Consider the following 26,100-nt stretch of genomic DNA (forward strand, 5'->3'; position numbering starts at 1 on the left):
CCCCTAAAAAAGGACAACTTATTTTATTGCCTTATATTTTATATATACAGGACCATGTATTCCACCCTGTACTGTAATCAAAGTTGTTGGTGTGAGTTCATCAATAGCTTGCTTATAACCACTTGTGTAACAACTAGAATTTATCCATACAGAATCTATATCTGTTACCTCATACTCTCCTTCACAATAAATCATATTGTCTTGAAATCCTTTTTCTAAATATTCTCCATTTTTAGAAAACTCTAATTGTGTAGTATATTTTAAATTAGCTTCTTGCCAATATCTGTCGTAAGTATCGAAAGATTCTGTACATAACCACTTACCTACTATTCCATTGTTTTCTGTTAAAGTGTAAGGTAGTACCTCACCTTGCATTTCTTTTTTACATGAAGACAAGGCTATAAATAGTAAAAAAGACGATAATAGAAATAAGTAGATTTTCATGTTTTTTGTTGTTTTAGTTTGAATAATGATTGCATTTCTACTGTAAGAGCCTATAAATAGTAGAAAAGGTTGCATTCTCAGAAAAAATAATGAGAATCTAAATAAAAATTCATACATTTGTATCGCAAGCGATTTAATCGCTTTAAATAAAATCGTGTTTGATTTAAAAAATCATAAAATGAAAACATCAACATTACAAAACGTATTTAGAATCTTGTTAGCTTTATTTATGTTCTATGCAGGTTTTAGCCATTTGACTTTTAATAGAATAGATTTTCAAGCACAAGTTCCTGACTGGATTCCATTTTTTAGTAAAGATATGGTCGTTATTCTATCTGGAATTGTAGAAATGACATTAGCTCTTGGACTGGCTTTTTGGAAATCTAAACGAACAGAGTTTGGTTGGGCGTTAGCTATATTTTTTATTCTGATTTTCCCTGGGAATGTTTCGCAGTATTTGGAAGGTAGAGATGCATTTGGAGCATTAAACTCTGATAGAGCTAGGCTCATTCGTCTTTTCTTTCAACCTGTCTTGATAGCTTGGGCGTTGTGGTCTAGTGGAGCATGGCAAAGCTGGAGGGCAGGAAAGAAAACAGAAAAAAACAACTAAATCTATGGAAGATTCTCAATTAAAACTTAGTAATCAGATTTGTTTTCCTTTGTATTCGGTTTCTCGTCTTATCACGAAAGCCTACAAGCCTTTTTTAGACAAGATGGAAATTACCTATCCTCAATATTTAGTCTTGCTAGTGCTTTGGGAAAATGATAATCTTACTGTCAATCAGATTACAGAAAAACTATTGCTTAATACCAATACACTCTCTCCAATGCTCAAGCGAATGGAAAAATTAGAACTCATTGAGCGCAATCGTTCTAAAGAAGATGAGCGTAGTGTCATTATAAAGCTAACACAAAGAGGAAAAGACCTCAAAACTAAAGCTGCTTGTATTCCTAATGAACTAGCAAGCGTTTTGGTAACACAAAATATTCAAGTAGAAGATGTTATGAATTTGAAAAATATCTTGAATGAGTGGATTGATGTCTTATCAAAAGAAGAAAAATAAACTATTGTCCAATATTTTTAAATATCAAAAATGGAATTATTAGAAAAACTCAAGTGGCGATACGCTACAAAAGCAATGAATGGTAAAAAAGTACCACAAGAAAAAATCGATAATATTATTGAAGCCATTTCTCTTGCGCCTACATCAAGTGGCTTACAGCCTTTCGAAGTAATTGTAGTTACTAATCAAGAAGTCAAAGAAAAAATTAAGGCTGTGGCTTGGAATCAATCTGTTGTGGCAGACTGCTCTCATTTATTTGTTTTTGCAGCGTGGGACACTTACACAGAAGACAGAATCAATAAAATGTTTGATTTGGTCAATGAAGTGCGTGGTTTTAAAAATGAAGGTTGGGAAAATTATCGTCAGATGCTTTTAGGTTCTTATCCTAAAAGAGATGCAGAAGAAAACTTCCAACACGCAGCACGTCAAGCATACATCGCCTTTACAGAAGCCTTAACAGCTTGTGCTTTTGAAGGAGTAGATTGTACACCAATGGAAGGCTTTGACCCAAATAAAGTAGATGAAATCTTAGGACTTAGAGACAAAGGACTTAGAAGTTGTGTACTTCTTCCAGTAGGTTATAGAAAAGCAGAAGAAGATTGGCTTGTAAATCTGAAAAAAGTAAGAAAATCTAAAGAAGACTTAGTTACAGTCATTGATTAATGCTTTTTGTCTTTATTAGAGAAAATTAAAAGGTCATGAATGTTTAATTTATGACCTTTTTCGTTTTTATACCTTTGATAGAAAGAATTTTAGCTTAAATTAGCGATGTTTTTAAAAAAAATTGTTTTAAACCTTGTATGAAAGCAATACGAACGAATTCTGAACATCAAGATTTTATTAATTTGGTTAAACTTCTTGATGCTGATTTGGCAAAAAGAGATGGCGCAGAACATTCTTTTTATGCACAGTTTAATAAAATTGATTCAATAAAACACGTCGTTGTACTATACGAAAATGATATTCCATTAGGCTGTGGAGCAATCAAACCATTCGATAGTGATACTATGGAAGTCAAAAGAATGTACACGTTGCCTAAAAGTCGTGGAAAAGGTATTGCTTCAAAAGTTCTTTTAGAGCTAGAAAAATGGGCAAAAGAACTATCTTATAAAAAATGTGTCTTAGAAACAGGCACAAAACAACCCGAAGCAATAGCACTCTATAAAAAAAATGGATATGACATAATTCCAAATTATGGACAGTACATTGGAGTGGAAAATAGCAGATGTTTTGAAAAAAAACTGTGAAATTAAATGTGGTTCAAATAATCACACATAAAAAAAATAATATTATATTTATTCTAATCATTACAAAAACTCAATACAACTAACTTCTGAATTATGAAACAGCTATCTTATTTGTTGCTTATCTTTTTGTTCATTTCTTGCAATCAAACTTCAGAAACTAATACCTCTCAATCTTCTGAAGGCGAACAAATCTCTACCTCATCTGAAGATGAAAAAAATACAGAAATATCCTCTGAAAGTACCAATAAAGTACAAGAAACAAAAGAACTGAAAACTATAGAAGACATCAGAGAGGAATACAAAAGTATTGTGTCAAAAATAGCTAATAAAAAACTAGATTCTATTTCCTTCCAATATGAATGTTATGAGGAGGGAGGAGTAGGTGGAGAGGTTTCTTATTTTTCTGAAAATGGAAGCCTTCGTGTTATCAAATATTTTAGTGGTTACGACCACGGAGGCATAAGCAAAGAATATTTTTTGAAAGATGCAAAGCCATTTTTTATCTATAAAGAGACAAGCAGTTGGAACTTTGATGTTGATGCTAAAGTCGAAAATGCGACACGAGATGACATTACAGAAAATCGCTTTTATATCATTGATGGAAAACTCATACAATGCTTAGAGAAAAAATTTACGATTCGTTCCTCTATGAAAAATAATCCAACCTCTGCTACCGTAGCAAATAAAGAAGTTGAATGTTCAGATCTTTCAGAGTTATTACAGGATTTTGAATTGGTTTTGAAATATCGAAATCAAACAGAAAAAATGGAGTGCTTATAGATGATTAATGTGTAAAATAACCATGTAATAAAATTATATTTTATTAAGTTGTTTTTTTTAGATATAATTGTTGTGAAATGAATGGATAAGTTACAACTGTTAGATGAAGGGCGTTTTTTATTAGCTAAAAAAGACTAAATAGGCAGTAAAATTGTTGTATATATAAGTTAATTCCCTTTGTTCTTTATAGCTTATAAAATATAACAATACCATGAAACAAATTTTTCAAAATCACAAATTGGGTAGGCTATTTTTTTTACTTTTACTATGCCTATCTATAAAAAATTTACAAGCACAATCTGATACACAATTTTGGTTTGCTGCGCCTGATGTTACCTCTTCTCATAGTGATGGTCCGATTCGTATTGTAGTCTCAGCATTTGATGACCCTGCTACGGTTACTGTTACACAGCCATCTAATCTAGCATTTCCAACTTATATTGTAAATGTAGCTGCAAATACATCTCAATTCATTGATATAGAACCTAGCAAAGCATTAATAGAAACCCCTTATGATACACCTACTCCAGCTACTCCTCAAGTAAGTACTACAGGGTTGTTGGTAGAATCAACTGCAAAGATTACGGCTTACTACGAAGTTAATTCTGGAATCAATCCTGATATTTTTGCTTTAAAAGGAGCTAATGGGTTAGGACTAGATTTTTATGTTCCATTTCAAAATACTTGGAGTCATGCAAACAGAAATCCCATTGATGGGAGAAGTGGCTTTGTAATAGTCGCAACAGAAGATAATACTTTAGTTACAGTTACTCCAACAAGAGCTTTGGAGGGAGGGCAGGCTGCAAATGTACCTTTTTCTTTTACCCTTAATAGAGGAGAAACTTATGTGGGCTCGGTAGTAGAACCAGCAGCAGGAGGTTTGCCTTCTGGCTCTCGTATTCAAGCTAATAGACCAGTTGCTGTTACTAAGTTTAGTGACTCTATCTTTTCTGGACAGGGAGGGTGTAACGATTTGGCAGGCGATCAACTCGTTCCTGTAGATGTTATAGGAACAGAATATGTGGTGTTGAGAGGACGGTTGGGTGTAGGTTCAGGAACTCCTGCAGGAAATCCAGAACTTGCTGTTGTTACAGCTACTCAAAATGGCACACAAGTTCGTGTAAATGGAACATTAGTAACTACTATTAATGCAGGACAAACTTATACGCATACACTTTCCACAGCTGGTCAGAGGATTTTTATAGAAACTACACTGCCTGCTTATGTAGGTCATTATGCTGGCTATGGTTGTGAGACTGGTTTTGCTATTCTTCCACCTGTAGAATGTACAGGCTCTCTAACAACACGTATTACACGCTCTACAACTGAAAACTTCACTATAAATTTAATGACAAGAGGAAGACCAGTAGGAGGTAATTTTGATTTTACAAATAATTTCACAGTAAGAGTAAATGGTACTATATTATTTCAACCTGCAGCATTAGGAGGACCTGCTTTTCCAGCTACTTTTACACAGATAGGAGCAAGTGACTATTACGGAACACAGTACACCTTTAATACAACTCAAGTACCAGCAGGAGCAGTAGTAACTGTAGAGAGTAACACTATAACAGCTGGAACAGATGAAGCAGGGTTATTTCACCTAGGTTTTGTAAATGGTGGAGCATCAACTGGAACTCGTTATGGGTATTTTTCCGATTTTCGAACCTTAGATTTGGGTAGTGATGTAAATATAAACTATGGTACGAATACGACAGTTACAGCAGATATACAAGCAACCAATTTTAGATGGCTCAGTGATGGAGTTGAAGTACAAAACGGAACTAGTAATAGTTATACAGTTACTAATATTCAGCGCAGACAAACGATAAGAGTAGAAGCCACTGTAGGTGATTGTGTTCTTAGTGATGAAATATGTGTAGGTACAAATGAATATGTATGGGATGGAAGTTTTCCTGGAGGAGTAAATAATGATCTAAATTGGAGTAAGCCGTGTGGAGCAGCAGGTGTTCCAGATTGTAGTGTAGATATAATTATTCCTCCCACACCTATTGCAAGTTCTGCTTTGAACGTAACAGGAACAGATGTTTTGAATGTCCGTAATCTGACGCTTTTAGATGGAGGTAATCTGAATGTGGCTACAGGAGGACAAGTTAATGTTTGTGGAAATATGATTCATGATGGCAGTTTAAATATGCAAACAGGCTCTACATTTAGTTTTGTTGGAACAGGAAGACAGAATTATTCAAAGGCAAGTACAGGAACTGGTGAATTCGAAGATTTAGTAATTGCAAATACTATTGGAACTTCAACATTCAATAATGTAGCTGGAGTTACAATACTTTCTTCTAGTGACCAAGACTTGGAAGTAAGTAGTACAGGCTCTCTTAGCTTTGTCCAAGGCTATATCGTACCAGAAGATTATCCGACTATGGCAGGAGTAGATAATTCTCGTTCTGTTGTGATTAACAACCCTGATCCAAATGCTATTACAGGATTTAATACTACTTCATCAGCTACGACAGCTGCAACTGATTATTTCGTAGCAGGAAAACTCAACCGAGCAAAAAATGCTACTGGATATTACTCTTTTCCTGTTGGGTTAGTTTTACAAAACCCTTCTACCATTTTACCAGAGTCTAATAAAGATGGAGCTATGCCAGGGTTTGAAAATGGAGATTGGCAAACAGCAACGTATGGTAGTTTGACTTGTGATCCAAACCCCAATGGTGTTTTGGCTATTACAGGTGATGATGAATATGTAGATTTTGGCACAAATACAGGTAATGTTGGCATTTCAGGAAACAACTCTCGTACAGTAGAAATATGGGCAAGAGTAACTAATTTTAATGGTGCAGGGTTGTTTCAGTTTGGAAATAGCACAGGAACTGGGAACTCACAAGATTTTGCCTTAGTAACAGGTACAACTAATAATTCTTGGTTTATTCGTCTAAATAATGGATTTGATTTGCAACTCATCAACCTTCCTAATAGTCTGAATAACTGGCATCACTATGCCCTAACTTATAACGATATTGCTCAGCAGGTAACATTCTATTATGATGGGATTCGGATTCGTACTTATGACTTACCTGCTCCTCTAAATACTGTCTTATCAAACGGATATGTAGGGCGTTGGAGTGGTAACAGTACTATTTCTATGAGAGGTGAAGTAGATGAGCTAAAAGTATGGTCTGAAACTCGTACAGAGGCACAAATACAAGCGTCTTTTAATCAAGGTTGTGCTGCCAATGCATTACAGTGTCCACAAGCGACTAATCTTAGAGCCTATTATAATTTTGAAGATGGAAACCTCAATGGCAGTACTACTCGCACTCTTCAATCACGTACTATTCAATGTCCAGATCCTACTTTTACTTATCAAAGAGCAGATGCGAATTTTAATCAGCCGAGTTCAGCAAACAACGTAACAGCAGGTTTTCAACAATATACAACTGTTCCTAGTCCTGTTACTGGACAAACAAATATTTGTGGAGCAGACTTTGATACAGATGCTGCTTTGGATAATGGTTTTTGGAATTTCGACTCATTTGATGCAACCAATAATCCTATTCCTGTAAATGCAGAATATCAAATGTATTTGTATAACCGAGATTATGGCAATTATACAGGAGCATCTACTACTGTTATGCAACAAGTTACACCTCCTTGGACAATTCCTACAGGGTTTTGTATAGCAAATAACCCACAACTTACTGCAAGATCTGGTTTTACAGGAAATATGGGTTCATTTGCCACGGCACAATCGCAGGACATTACTATACTTCCTATTGAACTATTATTTATAGATGCTCAGCCAGATGAAAACGCTATTTTAGTAAAGTGGGCAACTCTTCAAGAAAGAGATAATTATGGTTTTGAAGTGTATAGAGCAGCCGAAGATGAAGAGTTTACCAAGATTGGCTTCGTAGAAGGAAAAGGAACTTCTCAAATAAGACAAGATTATAATTTCTTGGATATAGAAGTCCAACCCAATATTACATATTACTACAAGCTCAAACAAATTGATTTGAATGGAAACTTTAATTTTACTAAAGTGGTTTCTGCCAAACTCTCTGATAGTGATTTTAGTGAGCAAGTCAATACTATCTATCCAAATCCGACGAGTAATGAGTTTACTCTTTACTTAGGAAGTAAAGAGTTTGTTAGAGATACAAAAGTAGAAATTACATTGGTAAATACGATTGGTGAAGTATTAGAACACAAAACCATAACTACTACTGATGAAAAAAGTATTCCATTTAGTATGATAAAGTACCCTAATGGAATGTACTTACTACGTATTGTAGGAGAAAGGTCTTCTTCTGTTATGAAAGTTATTAAAGAATAATAATTGCTTATTCTCACTCATTGAAACATTTAGCATTCAATGAGTGAGCTTTTTATAAAAAGTTTTCATACTCATTTGTTTCCATTCTCCAAATTCTATAAGGAATAATAGCATTTGGGTTTTCTTCATCGTATTCTTCCAAAATTTTATCTATTAGATTTACTTTTATGGTATTCGCTTTTACGTCTGTGAAATAGTAGATAGCTGAGTTCTGTTTGTCTCCTATCAAAACTAAATTTGAGTTTTCTTTATCTGAATAGTAATTTATATATGTTTTGGAGTTTTCTATAAGCACAAATTCAATGTTTTTGCTTGTTGGCTTTTCGGTAATACATCCTTCTTCATAAAACTGACAAGTAATTGTCTTAGGAAAATCAGATACTTTTTCAATTGGAATAGCAAAACTTAAAGTTGTAGTATAACAGTCTGGCGCACCACAATCAAAAGCATGTAGGTTAAAAGGTAAATTAAATGTGATAGAATTTCCTTCTTGTTCTACAATATCTCTGATATAAAACTCTTGAAAAAAATCTGACTTCAATATCTCATTTGGTTTTGCTTTAAGGATAGAGTCTCTTAAAAAAAACTGTTTTTCTTCCCAAGTAACTAATTCTGTTACACTACTTGTTTGCTCTGTATTGTTAGTTGTGTCAGTAGCAAAGGACTCATTTTTTTGAGGAGAAGCAGTACAAGAAAACAGTAAAAACACAGATAAAAGTAGATAATGTTTTATCATAATGAGATAATATTTAATTTTCTTTTTTTATTGCTCACAGGTTTGTATCTGCCTGTTTTGTTTAATTTTGTCTTTTCTAAAAGTACAATAACCAATGCGTAAAACAAAGCAACTTTGAAATACCTTCTTTTTCCTTTCGCTATTCTATATGATGCCATAACTCGCCTAAGAAACTATTTTTATGATAAAGAATGGTTCAAAGTTTTTCACTCGTCTGTTATGGTAGTTTCAGTGGGTAATATTACTGTAGGAGGAACAGGAAAAACACCACATACAGAGTATTTGATTCGATATTTTCTACAGAAATACAAAGATGAAAAAGACTACCAACTAGCAACTCTCTCAAGAGGCTATGGACGAAAAACAAAAGGTTTTGTATTGGCAAATGAAACCACAACAGCTTCTGAAATAGGAGACGAACCAATGCAGTTTTATCAAAAATTTGCAAAAGACAATAGTAAAGTAAATGTTGTAGTGTGTGAAAAACGTGCTTTGGGAGTACAAAAAATTCTTGAGTTATTTCCAAATACAAAGACTATTTTGCTAGATGATGCCTTTCAGCACCGAGCTATACGACCTTATTTTTCTATTCTACTTTCAGACTATAATCGTCCATTTTATGAAGATTTTTTGTTGCCGATGGGTAGAATTAGAGAAAGCCGAAGAGGTGCAAAACGTGCACATGCTGTTTTTATAAGTAAGTCGCCATTGAATTTAGCAGAAGGAGAAAAGAGGATAATTCGAAAAAAAATTAGAAAATACACAAAAGCTCCTATTTTTTTTACTGGCTTTGAGTATGATACTCCTGTTTCTGTTTTAAATGAAAATGAACTGTTGGACTTAGAAGATGATACAACTTACTCTTATGGAATTTTGACAGGAATAGCTAACTACAAACCTTTCCAAGAATATGTAGAGCAGAAATTTGGTCAATTGGAATCTGAAAAAAACTTTCCAGACCATCACGATTATTCTGCAAAGGATATAGGCTTTTTAAAAAACTCAAAGACAGTTTGGCTAACCACAGAAAAAGATGCTGTTAAGTTACGTCCTTTATTAGAAAAGTTTACAGAATCAGAAAAGTCTAAACTCTCTATTTTTTATATTCCTATCAAAGTCGTTTTTTTAGATAAAAATGAAGAAAAAGAGTTTGGAATGTTTTTTCCAGATGGTTTTGGTGGAGTATTGCATTCTCTGTGGGGATAGTTCCTTATTCAATAATCTTCATTTCTACTCTTCTATTTTTTTGCCTTGAAGCCTCACTATTATTATTCGAAATAGGACGTGTTCCTCCGTATGCTTTAGTTTCTATTCGGCTGGCTTCTATGTTGTTTCTCATCAAATAGAGTTTTACGGCATCAGCTCTTTCTTGTGAGAGTTTGTAGTTTAGGGAGGCATCTCCTGCTGTGTCGGTGTGTCCTGCTAGTTCGATTCTTATATTTTGATTTTCTTGCATAAATTCTACCAGTTCAGAAATTCCTGTAGTGTCGCTAAAAATAGCTGTGGCTCTTTCAAAACCAATATGCAAACGCACTATTTCTCCCTTTTTGATAGAGGTTGTTCCTAGTCTAAATTCTCCTTCGGGTAGGTTTTTGAGTTGAGAGATTTTAACTAATCCTTGTCCAAAAGTTCCAGCCCATATTGTTTTGTCTTTTGGGTCTTGTGCTAGTGTACTTACCATACTAGAGGGAAAAGCAGAGTTTTGAGGACTAAAAACAGTCCACTCGCTCTCATTGTCTAATAGTGACAAACCACTTAGTGAAGCAGCCCAAAGCGTTTGATTTTTTTCTGCGACTGGTAGCATTGTTCGGAACTGATAATGCACATTTTTTGAGGATTTTTGTTTTTTACCATCTATGAAAAACTGTGCAGTGCTTTCTAATGTTGAACTGATAAGGAGTTCATTTTTTGGCGAGAAGACAATAGAATTGATAGGTTGATTTCTTAAAGAAGGATATATTTTAAGACGACTCTCGTTATCTAGTGTATAAAGTCCACGTTCTGTGGCTATCCATTTCGTATTATCTTTATCTACAAGAATATTAAAAACACGTGTAAAAGCTATTCTTTCTACACTGATAAGTAACTTGAATTTAGAATCGATGCGAAAAAGTCCTTCTTCTTCTGTGCCTACCCAAATAGTTTTGTTTTGGTCTTCTGTAATACAAAGAACAGCATTTTTATTTGACTGTGAAGGAACTTTCAAATGAGAAAAATTACCCTCTGTATCTATTTTATACACTCCTGCTCCATATGTTCCAATATATTTATCACCATCTTGCCCAATTGTAATACATTTTATACCATAATCTTGAAGTTCTGAATTTTTTGGTGTGTAGAGGGTAGAATCTTTTTTAGACCAATGTACCAACCCTCCTCCAGTAGCTATCCAAAGCGAACCATCTGTTGCATCAAAAGCTAAATCATTGATAAAGTTGTGTGGAATAGTAGAGTTTTTAGTATTGTAGGTGTCAAAATGCCAAGCAGGAGTTGTTTGAGCAACACTAGCATATACAAAAACAAAACATAAAACAAATAGTAAAACAGCCTTAAAAAAGGTATGTGAAGAGAAAATTTGGATATTCATCACAAAGAGGAAAATTAGTTATTCAGAATAGGTATATTTTGTACTAGAATAACGTATTTTAGTTATTAATCTGTATTTTAGACAGTGTTTTTATTATGTCTTAGAGCAATAGAAAGTATAGAAATATCAATTCTTTATAGAAAAATTGTATTTATTACTCAAAATTCTGTCTCCATGACGCACTTGGAAATAGTATTTTTTTGCTCCAAAGGTAGAAGCTGCTTGTTTCCATTCTACACGTTTATACTCTGTGTCGAATACTTCATCTTGACAAAAAACAGGAGCTTGACTTCCTTCTTCAAACAAACAGAGTGTTAGGGTAGCTTGGTTAGGGTTGCCGTCTAGCTTAAAGAAGTTTAAATCCAAATCGATGATAACTTGCCCAATATCTGCCTGTGGATATGTTCCATCTTCTTCTACTAAAAGCAGTTTAGGGCTATAACCGTTGTCTTTTTTACGACTAGCTTCTAAGTCTTTTTTATCTCTATAATAACAATCAAATTTATTGAAAGGAGGGATTTTATCAATAATGTCAGTTAGTCCGTCCATAACATCATTGACTTCTTGCATCTGCTTGAGTTGTTTGATTTTATTGACAATAAACTCATTGTCTTCACGAAGTTTGCGCTTTTCTTCTCTGATTTCAGCAACACGTTTATCTTCCAATGCTAGATAACGATATTCTTTAAATTCTTTTTCTTTTTTTGATAATGCTCCTTGGTAGCTTTTGATAGCTTTTTGGAGTTCTTGTGCTTTTAGTTTCAACTCATTTGCCTCTTGGTCAGAAGATTCTCTGTTTTTTGCCAATGCACGGATGGTTTGTTCTAGCGTATCGATACGGCGCTTCATCGTTTCGATTTCGTAATCTTGTTCTTTTATGATTTCCCTAGATTCATTGAGAGCTTCTTCTTTTGTGTTATTACAAGAAGAAAAGAATATTCCAGCAAATAAAAAAACAGATACTAAAAGAGGGTAAATATATTTTTGCATAGATTCAGAGATGTAGAAAGGAGTTTTAGATAGTACACTACAACACAAAGTTACTATTCATTGTGCGTTAAAAAAAATATAGAAAAAATGATATTTTCCTATATTCTTCTTATTTCCACTCCAAAATACATAAAATCTATCAGTTTGAAAATAAACTTTTGTCAAAAGCTCGCTTTTGACCTACAATAATTGCTACTGTTCGTTTTCAGATTTGACAACGATACGAACGCCATTTTCTTTTGTGTCGCTTATTGTTTTTATTGTATCACCCTTTATTACAGATGCAACGTTTTCTTTCCGTCTAGTAGTGTCCCCAGTTCTTGGACTTTGTAGAGGGACAGAGCTCACAATAATTTTTACATCAGCTTCTGAATTATCTGTATTTTGAGAAGTACTTTGGGTTTCTGATGTACTATTTTGGGTAGAATCTTTTTCTAAGTTTTCAATAGGAACTTTTGTATCTTCATAACTATCCATTTCCTTAGTTGTGCTGTCTTCTCCTAAAAAAGATTCAAATTTTTTATGGAAATCATTGGCTCTTTTCAATAATCCTTTTCTGTATTTCTGCATCTGTGGAGAGGCTGTTTTATTATAAATATAGTTTTTACGCTGTTTTAAAAGCCAATCCCACATTTGTTTTTTAGGCTGCGATTCAATAGCATTAATAGTCTGCTGATTGAGTTTTCCTGTAACATTCAATCCTCTAAATCCATCTGCTTTCAACCTTTGCTGGATGTATTTTATAGATGCTGGGGCAGCATAATACATTTCTGCAAAAAAAGCTGCGATAGCCAAATCTTCTATATTGTTTGCTCCAGACATGTACCAAAACTGCTCACGAATTTTGAAAACGTCATCGTCTGTCAAATACCTAAAACGCTGTGTAGTTTTGGGTAAATTAAATGTATCTGCCATGGCTAAAAACGTTTTCCATTCTATACTTCTGCTCACATAACGATAGCTATCTATATCGTCTGGATTGGGACGAATCGTGTCAATCTTATTTCCTGCATATTCTTCTACATGAGTAATCCAAGCATTATAAGTTTGCTTATGAGATTGACTGACTTTTATAATTCCGTAGGCTGCAATGGAAGAAATCGAAGCAATAAAAAGAACAAGAAGCGTTTTCATGGAGAACTGTTTTAGTTGAAAAAATGGAAATTCGTTTTACTTTTTTAACAAAACGGTATTTTATAGAGAAAAGTTTTTAAATACTGTATGGTTTGATTGGTAAATGATTGATAGGATTTTTAAGCTGAAAGCCAAGATAATAAATACATTATAATTTATTTTTTGCTAATTCTATTAAAATAAAATAGGTTGAGGTGTACCTCAACCCGACCAAAAATTGATAAGCTAATTTTTAATTAGCTGCACTGACTTTCAGGTGTTCATTGTAAACTTTTCATTCAATTAGTCTACATTTCTTTCCATATATTTTATAATATCGTTGGCAATATCTCTGCCTGTGGCTTTTTCTATGCCTTCCAACCCTGGGGAAGAATTGACTTCCAAAATCAAAGGTCCTCTAGCCGATTGCAACATATCCACACCAGCAATTCCTAAGCCCAAAACTCTAGCTGCTTTCAAGGCTGCATTTTCTTCTTGGTCTGTCAGTTCTATGATATTTGCGCTTCCTCCTCTGTGAAGGTTAGAACGAAACTCACCTTCTTTTCCTTGTCTTTTCATTGCTCCTACTACCATTCCTCCTACTACAAACACACGAATATCTGCACCTCCTGCCTCTTTGATAAATTCTTGTGCAATTACACGAGCTTTAAGTCCGTTGAAGGCTTCAAGCATAGATTCGGCTGTGTTTCGATTATCTGCCAAAACTACGCCTAGTCCTTGTGTTCCTTCCAAAAGTTTGATAACCAGTGGCGCACCTCCAGCTTTATCTACCACACTGCTTACGTCTTTTGAATAATTACTAAAAACTGTTTTAGGCAAATCCAGACCTGCACGAGCCAAAATCTGCAAACTTCTTAGCTTGTCTCTTGAGCGAACTAAAGCCTGCGATTCGATGGCTGTAAAAACTTTCATCATCTCAAACTGACGCACTACTGCTGTTCCAAAGAAAGTTACAGAAGCTCCAATTCTTGGAATAACTCCATCTACGCCTGTTATTTCTTCTCCTTTATAAATTATGCTAGGCTTCTTTTTTTGAATGACCAAATCACATTTTGTATGGTCTATAATAACCATTTCGTGTCCTTTTTTTTCTCCTGCTTCAACAAGTCTTTGTGTAGAATAAAGGTGTTTGTTTGCCGATAAGATGGCTAATTTCATGATTTTTGTTTTAATAAGATTTTGTTGTGAATTAATACTTGAAAAGATAGGAATTAATATTTCAAATACAAAAAAAGCGACTTTCTTCGTAATAAAGAAGTCGCTTTTGAGTAAATAAGTAAGTCAGACGTGTTTTTCTTATAACCTCATCATTTTTGGATACTTATATATAGCATACGCAATAGAAGCTGCTGCATGGCGTACAAATGTATCTGAAAAATTAGGATTCAGAGCTGTTTTTTCTTTGAACTGTGCTGCTGATAGTCCGTGATTGTTGTCTTCAAATTTAGCCATTTGTCCTGTTGCTTGATAATCTACTGAACCATCTTTTTTATAGGTAATTCTTAACATCGTTTTTCTATCCAAATCCCACTTATAGCCTTTGTTTACAGAATAAAATATCTTGATAACATAATCTCCAGTAGTGCTTCTATTATCTATAGCTACCATTGTCGTATTATAGACAAGATTAGATTTTCCTCCTTTTTCTCTGTGTACAAAATAGGTATATTGTCCTGGACGTGCCGAGCGTTCTAGTTCCCACTTATACTTTACGCCTTTTCTTGTCAGATAACCACGAGGGTTTTTTGTGTTTATATCGTTTAGGTCACTGTTTAGGTTAGTGAAAATATCGTTGTAATACTGATGAAAAGAAGTTGTTGCATAGCTGTTTCCAATAAAAAATACAAAAGCAAAAGCTAATACCATTTTTTGAGCTAATCTTATTGTAGAATTTGTTACTAAATTTTTCATAGAGTGAAGGAAGGTTTTAGGGTAAGAATAGTAAAATTTCTAAAATCTGAAAATATAAAGTAAGTAAGTAGAATCAAATTTCTTAATTGTTATATCTCAATAAAAACACAAACCACGCCAACAATCCGATTTTAGAGAAAAAATGTAATAAATGTATCTTTTTAATTTAATTTTAACTTGTTAAAGTGCAATTTTATGTCTTTTTGAAGCTCTTTAAGATAAGAAACTGTATGCTTTAGTCTGCTTCCGTACCACGAAAAAAGCTCTCCATCGACTACTCTAATATAAGCATTCGGTAAAACTTGAGCAAACTCTTTTATATCTTTCTCCTTGAAAGGATAAGGTTCGGAAGAAAGCAATACAATTTGAGGGTTGAGATTTTTAATCTCATCAAGAGTAAGAGTTGGATAGCGATTTTCTGTAATTACATTTTCTAAATTTGTACGCTTCAAAATATCATTGATAAAAGTATCTTGTCCTATGCTCATATAAGGTTCTTTCCAAATAAAATACAGAGTTGTGTAGCTATTTTTAGTTGAATTTTCTAAGGCGTTAAAATTTAAAATTAGTTTGTCTGTCAGTTCTTTGCCTTCTTCTTGTTTGCCTACTATTTCTGAAACATCTGAAATCATTTCAAGAGTAGAATTCAAATCATCTACATCACTTATCCAAACAGGAAACTGTTTTTCCAATGCTTCAATGCCTTCCTTGTAGTTTTCTTCTTTGTTGGCAATAATCAAATCTGGCTTTAGATTAGCTATTTTCTCAACATCAAAATCTTTTGTTCCTCCTATCTTGGTTACTTTTTTTACTTTTTCTCTTGGGTGAATACAGTATTTCGTAATTCCTACAATGTTTTCTTCTACTCCTAAATCAAAAAGAAGCTCTGTCTGTGAAGGAACGAGCGAAACAATGCGTTTTGGTATTTCTTTAATTTCTATTTTTCTGTCTAACTGGTCTGTGTAAATGGGCATTTTTGACAAATTGGTAAATGGTTTTTATAAAAAAGATAACTACCTGCTTTTTTATATTTCGTTGCGCTGCAACTTTCAAAATACTTGTAATGACTCATTTCTACAAATATTGTGTTGCGCTGCAACATTTTTAGACTACTTATTTGATGAAAGTATTTTTTCAAGATACCAGTTGCAGAGCAACCTGATGTTTGTAGAAGAGCATAGATAAATTGGAATAGAGTTGTAGCACTAGGGTAAACGCACGAAAAAAAAGTATAGCCATTTAAATCAAATAGAAGGTCTTTTTTACTTTGATTATTTAGATTACTCTGACAAGTAAAGTTTATTTAAAGCTAAGTGAGCTAGTATAAAAAGTTTCGTGCGTTTACCCTATTGTAGCACAACGAAATGTCATAAATTCAAAATTTTATTATCATATTACAAGAGAGTTTTATCATATTCTTGCCACCGACAATAATCTCATTAAAACTACAAAATATTCCTACCTTGTTTCCGTTCTCTTATCGACTATTTGATTTGTTCCTATCTTCTCCTCAGATGAAAATTATAAAAAATTCACAACCAGTTGTTTATTCTGTATTATTAATAATTTTGATATTCAAAGTTAGTGCTATTTCTGCTCAAGATGCTAATTTGCTTCCACGTATTTTGCAACATCCAGATTCTGCACAAATTGAAGCGATAAATGTCTTGAACTCAAAAGGCAGAGAAACGAATCTTTCTGTTACACCAGATGGAAAATATTTATTTTTTATGAGTAGCCGAGGAGGGGAAGCGTGGTCGGTGCGTTCTGGAATGTATAAAAATCAAGTGCGCTACGATGGAGATATTTATTTTTCAAAAAAAGACCACAACGGCAACTGGACGGAAGCTAAAAATTTAAAAGGCATCAATAGTTCTTCGGGGGAAGATGAGCCTTTTGTAACCCAAGACGGACAGCAAGTAGTTTTTCAGTCGTGGAGACGAAACTGGGTAGCCGAAGGAGGTCCTTATTATCAAGCTAAAGCAAAGGGCAATACGTGGACAGGAATGAGAGGATTGGGAGAAGGAATAAACCAATTTTTTAGAAGAGAATTTTCAAAATATGGAGGATATGCAACTGATGGAATGAGCGTTTCTTCGGATATGAACTGTTTTATTGTGGCTGCTGGAGCAAATTATAATGGTGATATGGATTTGTATTGGAGCAAAAAAGACTCTACTGGAAAATGGTCTTTGTGTGAGCAAATGCCAATTTCTACGCCAAAAGATGAGCGTTCGGTGTTTTTAGCTGCTGATAACAAAACGATTTACTTTGCTTCTAATGGCTATGGTGGTTTTGGTGGGCTAGATATTTTCAAGGCTGTTTTAGATGAAAATGGCAATGCTTTAGAGATTTATAATATTGGTGCGCCCTTCAACACAGAAAAAGACGATTATGGTTTTGTCTTGACGGCTTCTGGAGAGGCTGCTTATTTTGTGAGGGAAGGCGATATTTTTTATGCAGATTTAATCAATGCCTCGCCAGAGATAAAGCCTTCGCCTGTTTTGCTTTTAGAGGGAAATATAATAGGTTGTGATGGCGAACCCATAGATGCAAAAGTGAGTTTGTATGATGAAAATGACAGAGAAATTAGTGTTAGCTTTACCAATGCACGCAACAAAGGAGAGTATGTTCTTCTTATTCCGAATCCTCCAAAAACTAAAAAATCATACAAGCAAATCATAGAAACTACAAAAGGCTTTGATGAAGAACCATCTTTTGAGACGAAAAATGTAGAAATTCCAATTATAAAAAAATATACTAAGCTAGAACTAGGAAACACAGCCATAACCGACTGCAAGGAAAATATAATCGAACTAGAAAACGTCTATTTTGCTTTTGATTCGGATAAGTTAGATGAGAAAGCGATTCAAGTTTTGAAAAAGCTCATAAAAACCTTTGAAAGAAATAGCTCTAAGAATCCCACACAAAAAATTATCTTGACAGGACACACCGATTCGAAAGGTAGCAATAACTACAATCAAATTCTGTCTCAAAAAAGACTAGCATCTGTTCAAAATTTCTTAGAAAAGAATGGTATTTCAAGCGCAAAAATCAGCATCACACCACAAGGCGAGCAAAGTCCAGCCCAAACCAACACCACCGAAAACGGACGCAGCAAAAACAGACGTGTGGAGATTGTGATACGTAAGTGAACGAAAAATGTAGCTCACTCTTTAGAGTGAGGAAATAAATGTTTATAAATTAAAAATGGCTATGAAAATCAAAGTTTTGATATTTTTTTCTCTCCTTTTTTTAGGAATTGGATTTGAGAGTTTTGGGCAAAATTTGGTAAGGGAATATCCTGCTTTTAGAGAGCCTATCATTACTGTTGATACAGTAGAGCTTTCTGTCAAGGAAAGGGAGAGTCTTCTTAGAAATTGCGAAAAGGTAGGAGTAATAGCAGATAATGATTACAGAGGTTTTGCTAATTATTTATATAGAATAGACAAGAAAGATTATGATAATTATCATGTCGTAAATGGCTTATTTCAAGACTGGAAATTTGTAGATTCAGATAATAATAAAGATACAGATCTTATATTTTTGTTGAAAGGACATAACATGCCAGGTGAGGGATATATGTGTGCTATTTGGAAAATCAATAGTGAGGGAACGTTTGATTTACTGAAGTCTTGGGATGGGACAGTCGTGGAAATTAACAAAAAAAGTGATAACTGCGTTCTAATAAAGGTAATTGAACATGGATGTTGTGCAGACTTTCTTCGCTGTGAAAATGTTTATGAGTATGAAAACCAAACACTTAGAAGAAAATACCAACTATGTTATACATATAGGTTTGATTTGGTTGAAGAAAGAATTCCTATAGGTAACATTACAACAACAGATAGTACAGAACTTTATATAGCTAGTGATAGTATTTTGGTTAAAAGTCGTGCAAAGTTTCCAGGAATTGAAGAACATTATAATTATGAAAATGAATATAAAATAGGAAGTTATGCTACAATAAAAGCTGATCAAAAAGGAGAATTACTTTTTTATAAGAAGGAAGAAGATATGTATTGGTACTTTGTGGTTTTTTCAAAAGAATCCATAAAAAGAATAGTAAGGGGTTGGTGGAGAGGGAATCGAAATGTATCAGGCTGGATAAAATCAGAAAAACCTCTAAAAATTGAATTCAAATAAAACAGACAAAAACTAGCCAAGTTTAGCGAATGAGAAGTATGGATTTTTTGTAGGGACAATGCACGCATTGTCCCTAAAGCTTTTTATTCCTGCTTGCCAAGCTGTAATTCTGCAACGAGTTTGATGTCATCAGAAACTACAACTGCACCTTCTTCTGTTTTTACATCCCAAACTAGCCCAAAATCTTGACGTTTTACTTCACCTCTAAGCTCAAAACCTGCTTTAGTTTGTCCGTATAAGTCTTTTCCCGTTCCCCCATACTCTACTTTGAGTTGGATAGGTTTTGTAATACCTTTAATAGTCATATCACCTTCTAAATTATAGGAAGAATCAGAACCATTTTTCTTGAAGGTTGTAGATTTGAATTTAATGGTAGGGTACTTTTCTGCTTCAAAAAAATCTTTGGAGCGCAAATGTTCATCACGCTGTTCTACACCTGTATCAATGCTATCTACTTTTGCTTCAAACGAAATAGTAGCATCTTCAAAATTGTCTTTCTCATCATTTTCTTTTTCTAGTTTGCCAGAAAACTCTAAAAAAGAGCCTGTAACAGTTGTAATTACCATGTGTTTGGCTTTAAACTGAATTTCAGAGTGCATTGGGTCTATTGTCCAAGTTGACATAAAAATAGGGGGTTAGTTTAAAAAATAGTTGTTTATATGGACAGAACAAATGAAGGTTCAAAATGTTATTAATTTGTTAAAAAGAGACAAAAATTATTTTTTCACCTTTATTTTTTTAAGTACATGCAAAATAAGAACTCGTTTATTATCAAAGCTGTTGTTCTGATTGTTATTTGTGAAATTGTTGGAGTTATTGCTGGTGTAGCAACTTCTGACGGAGTTACGGATTGGTTCAGAACTATCGAAAAGCCCTTTTTCAATCCTCCTAGTTGGCTTTTTGCACCTGTTTGGACGGTATTATATTTTTTGATGGGACTTGCTGCTGCACTCGTTTGGCACAAGGGAACATCAGATGGAAAATATTCGCTTTCTGACATGAAAAAAAATAATGTTCAGATTGCACTAGGTCTGTTTGCTATACAATTGATACTAAATTTCTTTTGGTCATTTATTTTCTTTAAACATCAAATGCTTTTCTTAGCTTTTATAGAGATTATTACGCTTCTTGGCTTTGTGGTTTTGACAACAATTCATTTTTACAGAATTTATAAGCCTGCTAGTTTTTTGCTGTTCCCATATATTTTGTGGGTTAGTTTTGCTAGTGTACTTAATTTCTCTATTTGGTGGCTGAATAAATGAATGGTTAATTATGAAGGACTTAGGTTAGCTTTTTTGGAAATGAATGCAAATAAAAATAATGTAGCATATACTTTAGTGTGCAAAATCTTAATCTAGTTCAAGATTTTTGATTTATCTAGTTCATTTTTAAACACTTTCTTTTGAAGTAGTTTTGTAGAAAATGAAACATAAACGTACTTGGCTTCTTGAAGGTGTCAGACGATACCCTTATTGGTATTTTAGTGATAGCGACACCAATAAGTAAAGAACATTTTACCTCAAAAAACTAAACCACAATGAAAATCACATTTATAGGACTGGGAATAATGGGAACAGAAATGGCAACCCATTTAGCTAACAACCAAAAAGAGCATGATTTCGAACTTACCGTCTATAACCGAAGCAAAGAAGCTACAGAAAAACTAGCTAAACAAGGTACAAAAGTAGCAGATTCTGTAAATGAGGCTGTATCAGAAGCTGATATTGTCTTTAGTATGCTTGCCAATCCAGAAGCTGTTGAGAATGTGTTTTTTGGAGAAAATGGTGGACTTTCGGCTATGAAAAAAGATACAATTTGGTTAGACTGCTCTACTGTAAATCCATCATTTAGCAAGAGAGCTTTTGAGGAGGCAAAAAAGCAAGGTGTAAAGTTTATTGATGCACCCGTAGCAGGCTCAAAACCACAAGCTCAAAACAAAGAATTGGTCTTCTTCATAGGAGCTGAAAAGGGAAGTATTAAAGATATAGAGCCTTATCTTTTGATGATGGGACAGAAAATACTTTCTTTAGGAGACGTCGGAAAAGGCTCTTCCTTCAAAATGATTGTCAATATTATGTTGGCGCAATCGATGCTGATGTTCTCTGAAAGTATTTTGCTAGGCGAATCTATGGGATTGGATAGGGATTTTTTATTAAATACATTGCCCAACCTTGCCGTAACTGCTCCTTTTACAAAGTTTAAAGCTCCAAAAATCAAAGAAAACGATTATGAAGTTCAGTTTCCGTTAGAGCTAATGCACAAAGATTTACACTTAGCTACGCTTACAGCCTACGAGCAAAATCAGCCTTTATTTTTAGCTAACCTCACAAAAGAACTCTTCGCTAGTGCAAAAAAAGAAGGATTGGGCAGACTTGATTTTTCGGCTATTCATCAATTTTTAGAAAAGTCTAAATAGTCAAAAATAGGACAGATTTAAACCTCTGTCCTATATTCTTTTACTTTAGGAAGCAGTTTGTTTGATTTATCAAACTTGCCTTGGCTATTGAGGTTATACATCTTCTTTACCTTTTCTGTAATATCCACAATTTTAGTGATATTTTCATTGTATTCTTCTATCATTTTTCTGCTTATCCCAATCTGAATACTACGAATACCTAGTTTTGCTCCTCTAAGAGTGCGTTCTGGATCCCATTGCACTAAAATATCAGCATTTTTTACACTTCCCTCAGACTTGCTAATGTCTGTATCTACTGCCAACTCTAAGCATTTATCCCAAAATATTCTTTTTATATGAATTTCTAATATTCTATTTTGATTGGGTTTGTTTGCCCAGTTGCTGCGTTCCATTAGCCAAAGAAATGAAGGCTTTATCCACGTCATTCGTTTGAATGAAAATTGTTGTCCAAATTTTTGTAACTCTACTGCCTCATCAGCAATTTTATCGTTATAGGCTTGATAAACAACGATTGTATCTTTGTTGAAGGTAGCACGAATGGTTTGGTAGTTTTTGATGGTACTCATATTTTATCATCTTGATTGTTATAAATTTATTCTTACCAAAACCACATTTTTACCTATAAAATTCCGATCTGATTTAGTTTTTTTAATAAAAATACTTCAAAAATCTTTTATTTACTTTATTTTTCGTTCTTTTGACAAGACAGTAATTTTATTTTTCAAGAAAAAAAATATCATAATGAAAAAAATACCTTTGTTTTATATAGTCGCTCTCTTTCTTTTTTCTACTCTTTTTAGTGGCTGTGATTTCAAAACCACTTACGAAACTGTTGTAACAGGTCAGAAATACTCATTAGATTTACCTTCTTATTTGAGAGAAAGCAAGGAACTACATGAAGAGGCAACACTGCAATATCAGAACCCATTAAAAGAATTTTATGTTGTTGTGATTGAAGATAACAAAACAGAATTCAATAAAATTATTGAAGAAAATGGTTTGCAAGAAATGTTTTCAAATGATTTGAAAAGCTATTCTGACTTGATTGTGGCTGGGCTTAAAGAAAATCCAGAGTTTGGAGAGGCAAATCTTGTAGATAAAAAAATTGGAACTTTAGATGCAAAATACTTTGAATTTTCTTTGAAACTAGAAGAGTTGGATGTCTTTTATCACTATACTTTAGTAGAAGGAAAAGACACCTATTACCAAATATTGCAATGGACTCTTTTAGACAGAAAAGAACTACATAAAGCAGAAATGGATAAAATTGCAGCTTCATTCAAAGAATTATAAAATCGCTAATTTTGTACTCATAAAACTTACAATAAAAATAAATTTATGAACAAAATTGTAGAAATCAACAACGATTATTCTTTAGCTCTTCCCGATTTTTTGAGTGAAACGGACTCTCTAAATCCGAATGCTTCTTTGCAATATCAAAATTTGAATAAAGAACTTTTTGTTATTGTGATAGAAGAAGACAGACAAGACTTTACCAGAAAAATTATAGAAAATAAGGCAGAAGAAGTTTATCCTCCTAATCTGAAAGGTTATACAGATATTGTCTATCATTCTATTGGAGAAACGATAAAAATTAGTGCAAAAACTGATATTATAGATTTGGAAATCAATGGTTTGGCTGCCAAAAACTTTACCATTCAAGGGCAAACCCAAGACAGAATTTCTGTATATTATAGTTTTACGCTAGTGAAAGGCAAAGAGAAATATTATCAGATTGCTCAATGGACAGCCAAAAATCAAAAATCTCTTTTTGAGAAACAAATGACAGAAATTGCAGCCTCTTTCAAACAGTTGTAGAAATTAATAGGTCAAAGGTAAGCCATTTGACCTACATTTTTTTATTCGGATAGCCTAAACTCTACCCTACGATTTTTGGCTCTTCCTTCTTCGTTAAAATTATCTGCGATGGGTTTTTCTGAACCAAAACCTTCATAGCTTACTCTAGCTTTATCAACTCCTAAAGAAATAAGCTGTTCGGCAACCGATTTTGCACGGTTTTCAGAAAGTTGTTTGTTATAGTCTGCTTTTCCAGTATTGTCGGTGTGTCCTTCAATACTGACTTTTAAAGATGTATTTTCTTTCAAAATTTCAAATAAACGCTTTATTTCTGGAAGCGAAGTTTCTTGTAGTGCATAACTATCAAAGTCAAAAAATAGATTATTCAGCCTTACTGTTTTCTGATTGCTTATAAGTTCAGAGATTTTATAGATTTCTAAATTTTGATTCGTTTGGATAAAATTTGCTTTCCCTACAACTCCTGTTTTGGAGTTTGTATTATTACTATTGTGTTGTTGATTAGATTTGGTAGAAATATTTTGAGAGGTAGAAAAATAGCCTTTTTCTTTAGCATACATTCCTATTTTTGAAGAAGCATTGGCAGACGAATTATTTGAAAGGAAATTGCCAGCTATCTGAACGCTAAACGAACCGTCTTTTTTGCTTTGTGTCTTTCCAATTGTTTTTCCTGTTGATAAGTCTTCAATAAAAACGTGTGTTTGGATTCCTTTTCCATTTATATCTACCAATTTTCCTGTAATAATGCTTGGAGGCAAAACAGGCTCTGGACGAAAACGCTCTGGCACTTCAAAACGATAAATGTCATAATTAGTCTTGTAAGAATTATTCTGATTCTCATTGGGCGTATCTGTATTTTTTAAGACAATGAAAGCAAACTTTCCATCTGTTCCCATATAAAAACCATCTAAAAAAGGCGTATTGATAGATTTTCCTAAGTTTACAGGCTCACTCCATTCTGTCCAAGACGTTGGATTTAGGCGTTTAGACATAAAAATATCTCCACTTCCCAAACCATAATGTCCGTCAGAAACAAAATAAAGTGTTTTCATATCTGGATGAAGAAAAGGCTGTGTTTCGGCAAAAGGTGTATTGATGATTTCTCCCAAATTTATGGGTTCTTGCCATTCTCCTGTTTCTGGATTTTTCTCACTTACAAAAATATCGATATTAAACTCTTCTCTGCCATGAAAATACAAACGGTCTTTTGGAGCTTTGGGTAAATAATTTCCCACTACACCTTCTCTATCTGATGAAAAAACAACTGCATTTCCATCTGCTGAAAAACTCAATCCTGCTTCATAGTTTGGTGTATTGACTGGAAAAGGAAAGGCTTTTATTCTTCCCCAAGTGGTATTGCTAGTTGAGTTTCCTTGTTTGAGATTTCTTTCTGCATAAAATAAATCTCCATTTCCAAGCTGACTGTTTTGCTGGCGAAGTTCAATTTTGTAAGCATCTAAGCTGCCATAATTTCCAAACAAAACAAGTGTATTTCCATCAAAACTAACACTTTGAGGAACTTCGTGTGTGTTGGTGTTTACTCCGTCGGGCAAACGAACAGCTTTTGTGTACTTTCCATTTTGAAACATTGAGTAATACACATCTTGTCCTGTTCCTAAATCCATTCGACAAAAATAAAGTCCTTCATTGCCATACGCATCCAAAAACGGTACAGGCGCAGTTTCATAACCTTCTGAATTTACATTCTGTCCTAAATTTTCTAAGTTGAGATTATCTTCTTTTGCATTTAAAAGTGCAATGAGTTTGTCAAAATCATCTTTTTTGTCTGTAAATAAAGGTTGAAATTTCTGATAAACAGCACTTGCCTCACTCCATTTTTTTTCCACAATCAGAGGACTAGCGAGCTTCTGAACTGCTACAAAAGCAAGCTGATGAGGTGCAAATTCTTTTATAAAATCTTCGTACAAATTACAGTTCAGACATTTATTGTTTTCATAGACAACTCCTTTGTAATGAAGGTTTAGCTCACAAAAAAGCTCCAAAACACTCATGTTTTTGGTCTTGGCAAAGGCTTCTAGTTTTTTATATTCTTCTTTATTCTTGTAGCCATATTTAGGAAAATCCCAGTCTGCTCCATAAAATTCTGGAATAATGTGGCGCAGTTCCTCTTCTGTGTAATCTTCCAAAATATATTTACAATATTTTTCGTAGAGATAACCGTTTCCAGTTCCTCTAGCACGTAAATCTTGAATAGAAATAAATTCTTTCAAAAGACTTCTACGAGCGTTTTTGATGGTTTGATAAGGACGTGTTTTCTGATAGGTTTCTAAAAAATCTGTGGCTTGTAGTACCAAAATGTGGCGCAAAGCCTGTGTAGTATCTGCATTTTCTGGGCGATTGTATGGAGGCGTAAGTGGTAATCGCTCAAAAGGAACATAATAAAACGCATCAATAATAAGATTTGATGCTGCCGTTGCGATGCCTTCTTTTACATTAAAAACATCTTTAAAATTACTGATTCCTTCCGATGTGAGTTTGTTTTTTTCTACTGTGGACA

General features: G+C 33.8%; 24 protein-coding genes. 13 read left to right on the forward strand and 11 right to left on the reverse strand.

Annotation, left to right across the window (positions count from 1 at the left end):
- Positions 1–18 precede the first annotated feature (18 nt).
- Positions 19–444 carry a hypothetical protein gene (locus QZ659_RS03290; RefSeq protein ID WP_291721785.1) on the reverse strand — a complete coding sequence of 142 codons (426 nt, stop codon included), beginning with the start codon at positions 442–444 and terminating at the stop codon, positions 19–21.
- 178 nt (positions 445–622) lie between these two features.
- Here QZ659_RS03290 and QZ659_RS03295 point away from each other — a divergent pair, with 178 nt between their 5' ends.
- The 6 genes from QZ659_RS03295 (at position 623) to QZ659_RS03320 (ending at position 7,847) form a co-directional block, all read left to right on the forward strand.
- Complete coding sequence (locus QZ659_RS03295) at positions 623–1,054, forward strand: hypothetical protein (RefSeq protein WP_291721788.1); 432 nt, start codon at positions 623–625, stop codon at positions 1,052–1,054.
- Positions 1,055–1,058: 4 nt separating this feature from the next.
- Positions 1,059–1,508 (forward strand): MarR family winged helix-turn-helix transcriptional regulator, encoded by a 450-nt coding sequence (locus QZ659_RS03300; RefSeq protein WP_291721791.1) that lies wholly within the window; start codon positions 1,059–1,061, stop codon positions 1,506–1,508.
- Positions 1,509–1,538: 30 nt separating this feature from the next.
- The gene (locus tag QZ659_RS03305) at positions 1,539–2,171 is read left to right on the forward strand and encodes an NAD(P)H-dependent oxidoreductase (protein WP_291721794.1); all 633 of its coding nucleotides are present in this window, start codon (positions 1,539–1,541) and stop codon (positions 2,169–2,171) included.
- 137 nt (positions 2,172–2,308) lie between these two features.
- Positions 2,309–2,755, forward strand: a complete 447-nt coding sequence (locus tag QZ659_RS03310; protein ID WP_291721797.1) for a GNAT family N-acetyltransferase — start codon at positions 2,309–2,311, stop codon at positions 2,753–2,755.
- A gap of 93 nt (positions 2,756–2,848) precedes the next feature.
- Positions 2,849–3,535 carry a hypothetical protein gene (locus tag QZ659_RS03315; RefSeq protein ID WP_291721800.1) on the forward strand — a complete coding sequence of 229 codons (687 nt, stop codon included), beginning with the start codon at positions 2,849–2,851 and terminating at the stop codon, positions 3,533–3,535.
- 211 nt (positions 3,536–3,746) lie between these two features.
- Positions 3,747–7,847 carry a LamG-like jellyroll fold domain-containing protein gene (locus tag QZ659_RS03320; RefSeq protein WP_291721803.1) on the forward strand — a complete coding sequence of 1,367 codons (4,101 nt, stop codon included), beginning with the start codon at positions 3,747–3,749 and terminating at the stop codon, positions 7,845–7,847.
- Positions 7,848–7,899: 52 nt separating this feature from the next.
- On the opposite strand, the gene QZ659_RS03325 is transcribed toward QZ659_RS03320, so the two are convergent.
- The gene (locus QZ659_RS03325; protein ID WP_291721806.1) at positions 7,900–8,583 is read right to left on the reverse strand and encodes a hypothetical protein; all 684 of its coding nucleotides are present in this window, start codon (positions 8,581–8,583) and stop codon (positions 7,900–7,902) included.
- Positions 8,584–8,697: 114 nt separating this feature from the next.
- Here QZ659_RS03325 and lpxK point away from each other — a divergent pair, with 114 nt between their 5' ends.
- Positions 8,698–9,789: a tetraacyldisaccharide 4'-kinase gene (gene lpxK / locus QZ659_RS03330; RefSeq protein WP_291721810.1), complete on the forward strand. Its 1,092-nt coding sequence runs from the start codon at positions 8,698–8,700 to the stop codon at positions 9,787–9,789.
- A 4-nt stretch (positions 9,790–9,793) separates the two neighbouring features.
- On the opposite strand, the gene QZ659_RS03335 is transcribed toward lpxK, so the two are convergent.
- From QZ659_RS03335 to QZ659_RS03360, 6 genes are all read right to left on the reverse strand, one after another.
- The gene (locus QZ659_RS03335) at positions 9,794–11,170 is read right to left on the reverse strand and encodes an OmpA family protein (protein WP_291721813.1); all 1,377 of its coding nucleotides are present in this window, start codon (positions 11,168–11,170) and stop codon (positions 9,794–9,796) included.
- A gap of 126 nt (positions 11,171–11,296) precedes the next feature.
- Positions 11,297–12,160 carry a hypothetical protein gene (locus QZ659_RS03340; protein ID WP_291721816.1) on the reverse strand — a complete coding sequence of 288 codons (864 nt, stop codon included), beginning with the start codon at positions 12,158–12,160 and terminating at the stop codon, positions 11,297–11,299.
- A gap of 192 nt (positions 12,161–12,352) precedes the next feature.
- Positions 12,353–13,294 carry a hypothetical protein gene (locus QZ659_RS03345; RefSeq protein ID WP_291721819.1) on the reverse strand — a complete coding sequence of 314 codons (942 nt, stop codon included), beginning with the start codon at positions 13,292–13,294 and terminating at the stop codon, positions 12,353–12,355.
- A 282-nt stretch (positions 13,295–13,576) separates the two neighbouring features.
- Positions 13,577–14,452 carry a 30S ribosomal protein S6--L-glutamate ligase gene (gene rimK / locus QZ659_RS03350; protein ID WP_291721822.1) on the reverse strand — a complete coding sequence of 292 codons (876 nt, stop codon included), beginning with the start codon at positions 14,450–14,452 and terminating at the stop codon, positions 13,577–13,579.
- Positions 14,453–14,590: 138 nt separating this feature from the next.
- Positions 14,591–15,205, reverse strand: a complete 615-nt coding sequence (locus tag QZ659_RS03355) for a hypothetical protein (RefSeq protein ID WP_291721825.1) — start codon at positions 15,203–15,205, stop codon at positions 14,591–14,593.
- 161 nt (positions 15,206–15,366) lie between these two features.
- Complete coding sequence (locus QZ659_RS03360; RefSeq protein ID WP_291721828.1) at positions 15,367–16,179, reverse strand: ABC transporter substrate-binding protein; 813 nt, start codon at positions 16,177–16,179, stop codon at positions 15,367–15,369.
- A 594-nt stretch (positions 16,180–16,773) separates the two neighbouring features.
- Between QZ659_RS03360 and QZ659_RS03365 the strand changes: the two genes are divergently transcribed.
- On the forward strand, positions 16,774–18,360 hold the full coding sequence (locus QZ659_RS03365) for an OmpA family protein (protein ID WP_291721831.1): 1,587 nt from the start codon (positions 16,774–16,776) through the stop codon (positions 18,358–18,360).
- Positions 18,361–18,421: 61 nt separating this feature from the next.
- Entirely contained in the window at positions 18,422–19,351 is a 930-nt protein-coding gene (locus QZ659_RS03370; RefSeq protein ID WP_291721834.1) for a hypothetical protein, read from the forward strand.
- 83 nt (positions 19,352–19,434) lie between these two features.
- Here QZ659_RS03370 and QZ659_RS03375 read toward each other — a convergent pair whose 3' ends face one another.
- A complete protein-coding gene (locus QZ659_RS03375) occupies positions 19,435–19,974 on the reverse strand; it encodes a YceI family protein (RefSeq protein WP_291721837.1) in 540 nt (179 codons plus the stop codon).
- Positions 19,975–20,097: 123 nt separating this feature from the next.
- On the opposite strand from QZ659_RS03375, the gene QZ659_RS03380 reads away from it, so the two are divergent.
- Complete coding sequence (locus QZ659_RS03380; protein WP_291721840.1) at positions 20,098–20,613, forward strand: TspO/MBR family protein; 516 nt, start codon at positions 20,098–20,100, stop codon at positions 20,611–20,613.
- A 275-nt stretch (positions 20,614–20,888) separates the two neighbouring features.
- Positions 20,889–21,767, forward strand: coding sequence for an NAD(P)-dependent oxidoreductase (locus QZ659_RS03385; protein WP_291721843.1), 879 nt, complete (start codon positions 20,889–20,891; stop codon positions 21,765–21,767).
- A 17-nt stretch (positions 21,768–21,784) separates the two neighbouring features.
- Here QZ659_RS03385 and QZ659_RS03390 read toward each other — a convergent pair whose 3' ends face one another.
- Entirely contained in the window at positions 21,785–22,333 is a 549-nt protein-coding gene (locus QZ659_RS03390; RefSeq protein ID WP_291721846.1) for a DUF4291 domain-containing protein, read from the reverse strand.
- A gap of 175 nt (positions 22,334–22,508) precedes the next feature.
- On the opposite strand from QZ659_RS03390, the gene QZ659_RS03395 reads away from it, so the two are divergent.
- Positions 22,509–23,060, forward strand: a complete 552-nt coding sequence (locus QZ659_RS03395; protein ID WP_291721849.1) for a hypothetical protein — start codon at positions 22,509–22,511, stop codon at positions 23,058–23,060.
- 45 nt (positions 23,061–23,105) lie between these two features.
- Positions 23,106–23,585, forward strand: coding sequence for a hypothetical protein (locus tag QZ659_RS03400; RefSeq protein ID WP_291721852.1), 480 nt, complete (start codon positions 23,106–23,108; stop codon positions 23,583–23,585).
- A 41-nt stretch (positions 23,586–23,626) separates the two neighbouring features.
- Here the strand turns inward: QZ659_RS03400 and QZ659_RS03405 are convergent.
- Positions 23,627–26,100: OmpA family protein (locus QZ659_RS03405; protein WP_291721855.1), on the reverse strand; the 2,474-nt coding region annotated here is incomplete at its 5' end.

Source organism: Bernardetia sp., from assembly GCF_020630935.1.
Classification (GTDB): domain Bacteria; phylum Bacteroidota; class Bacteroidia; order Cytophagales; family Bernardetiaceae; genus Bernardetia.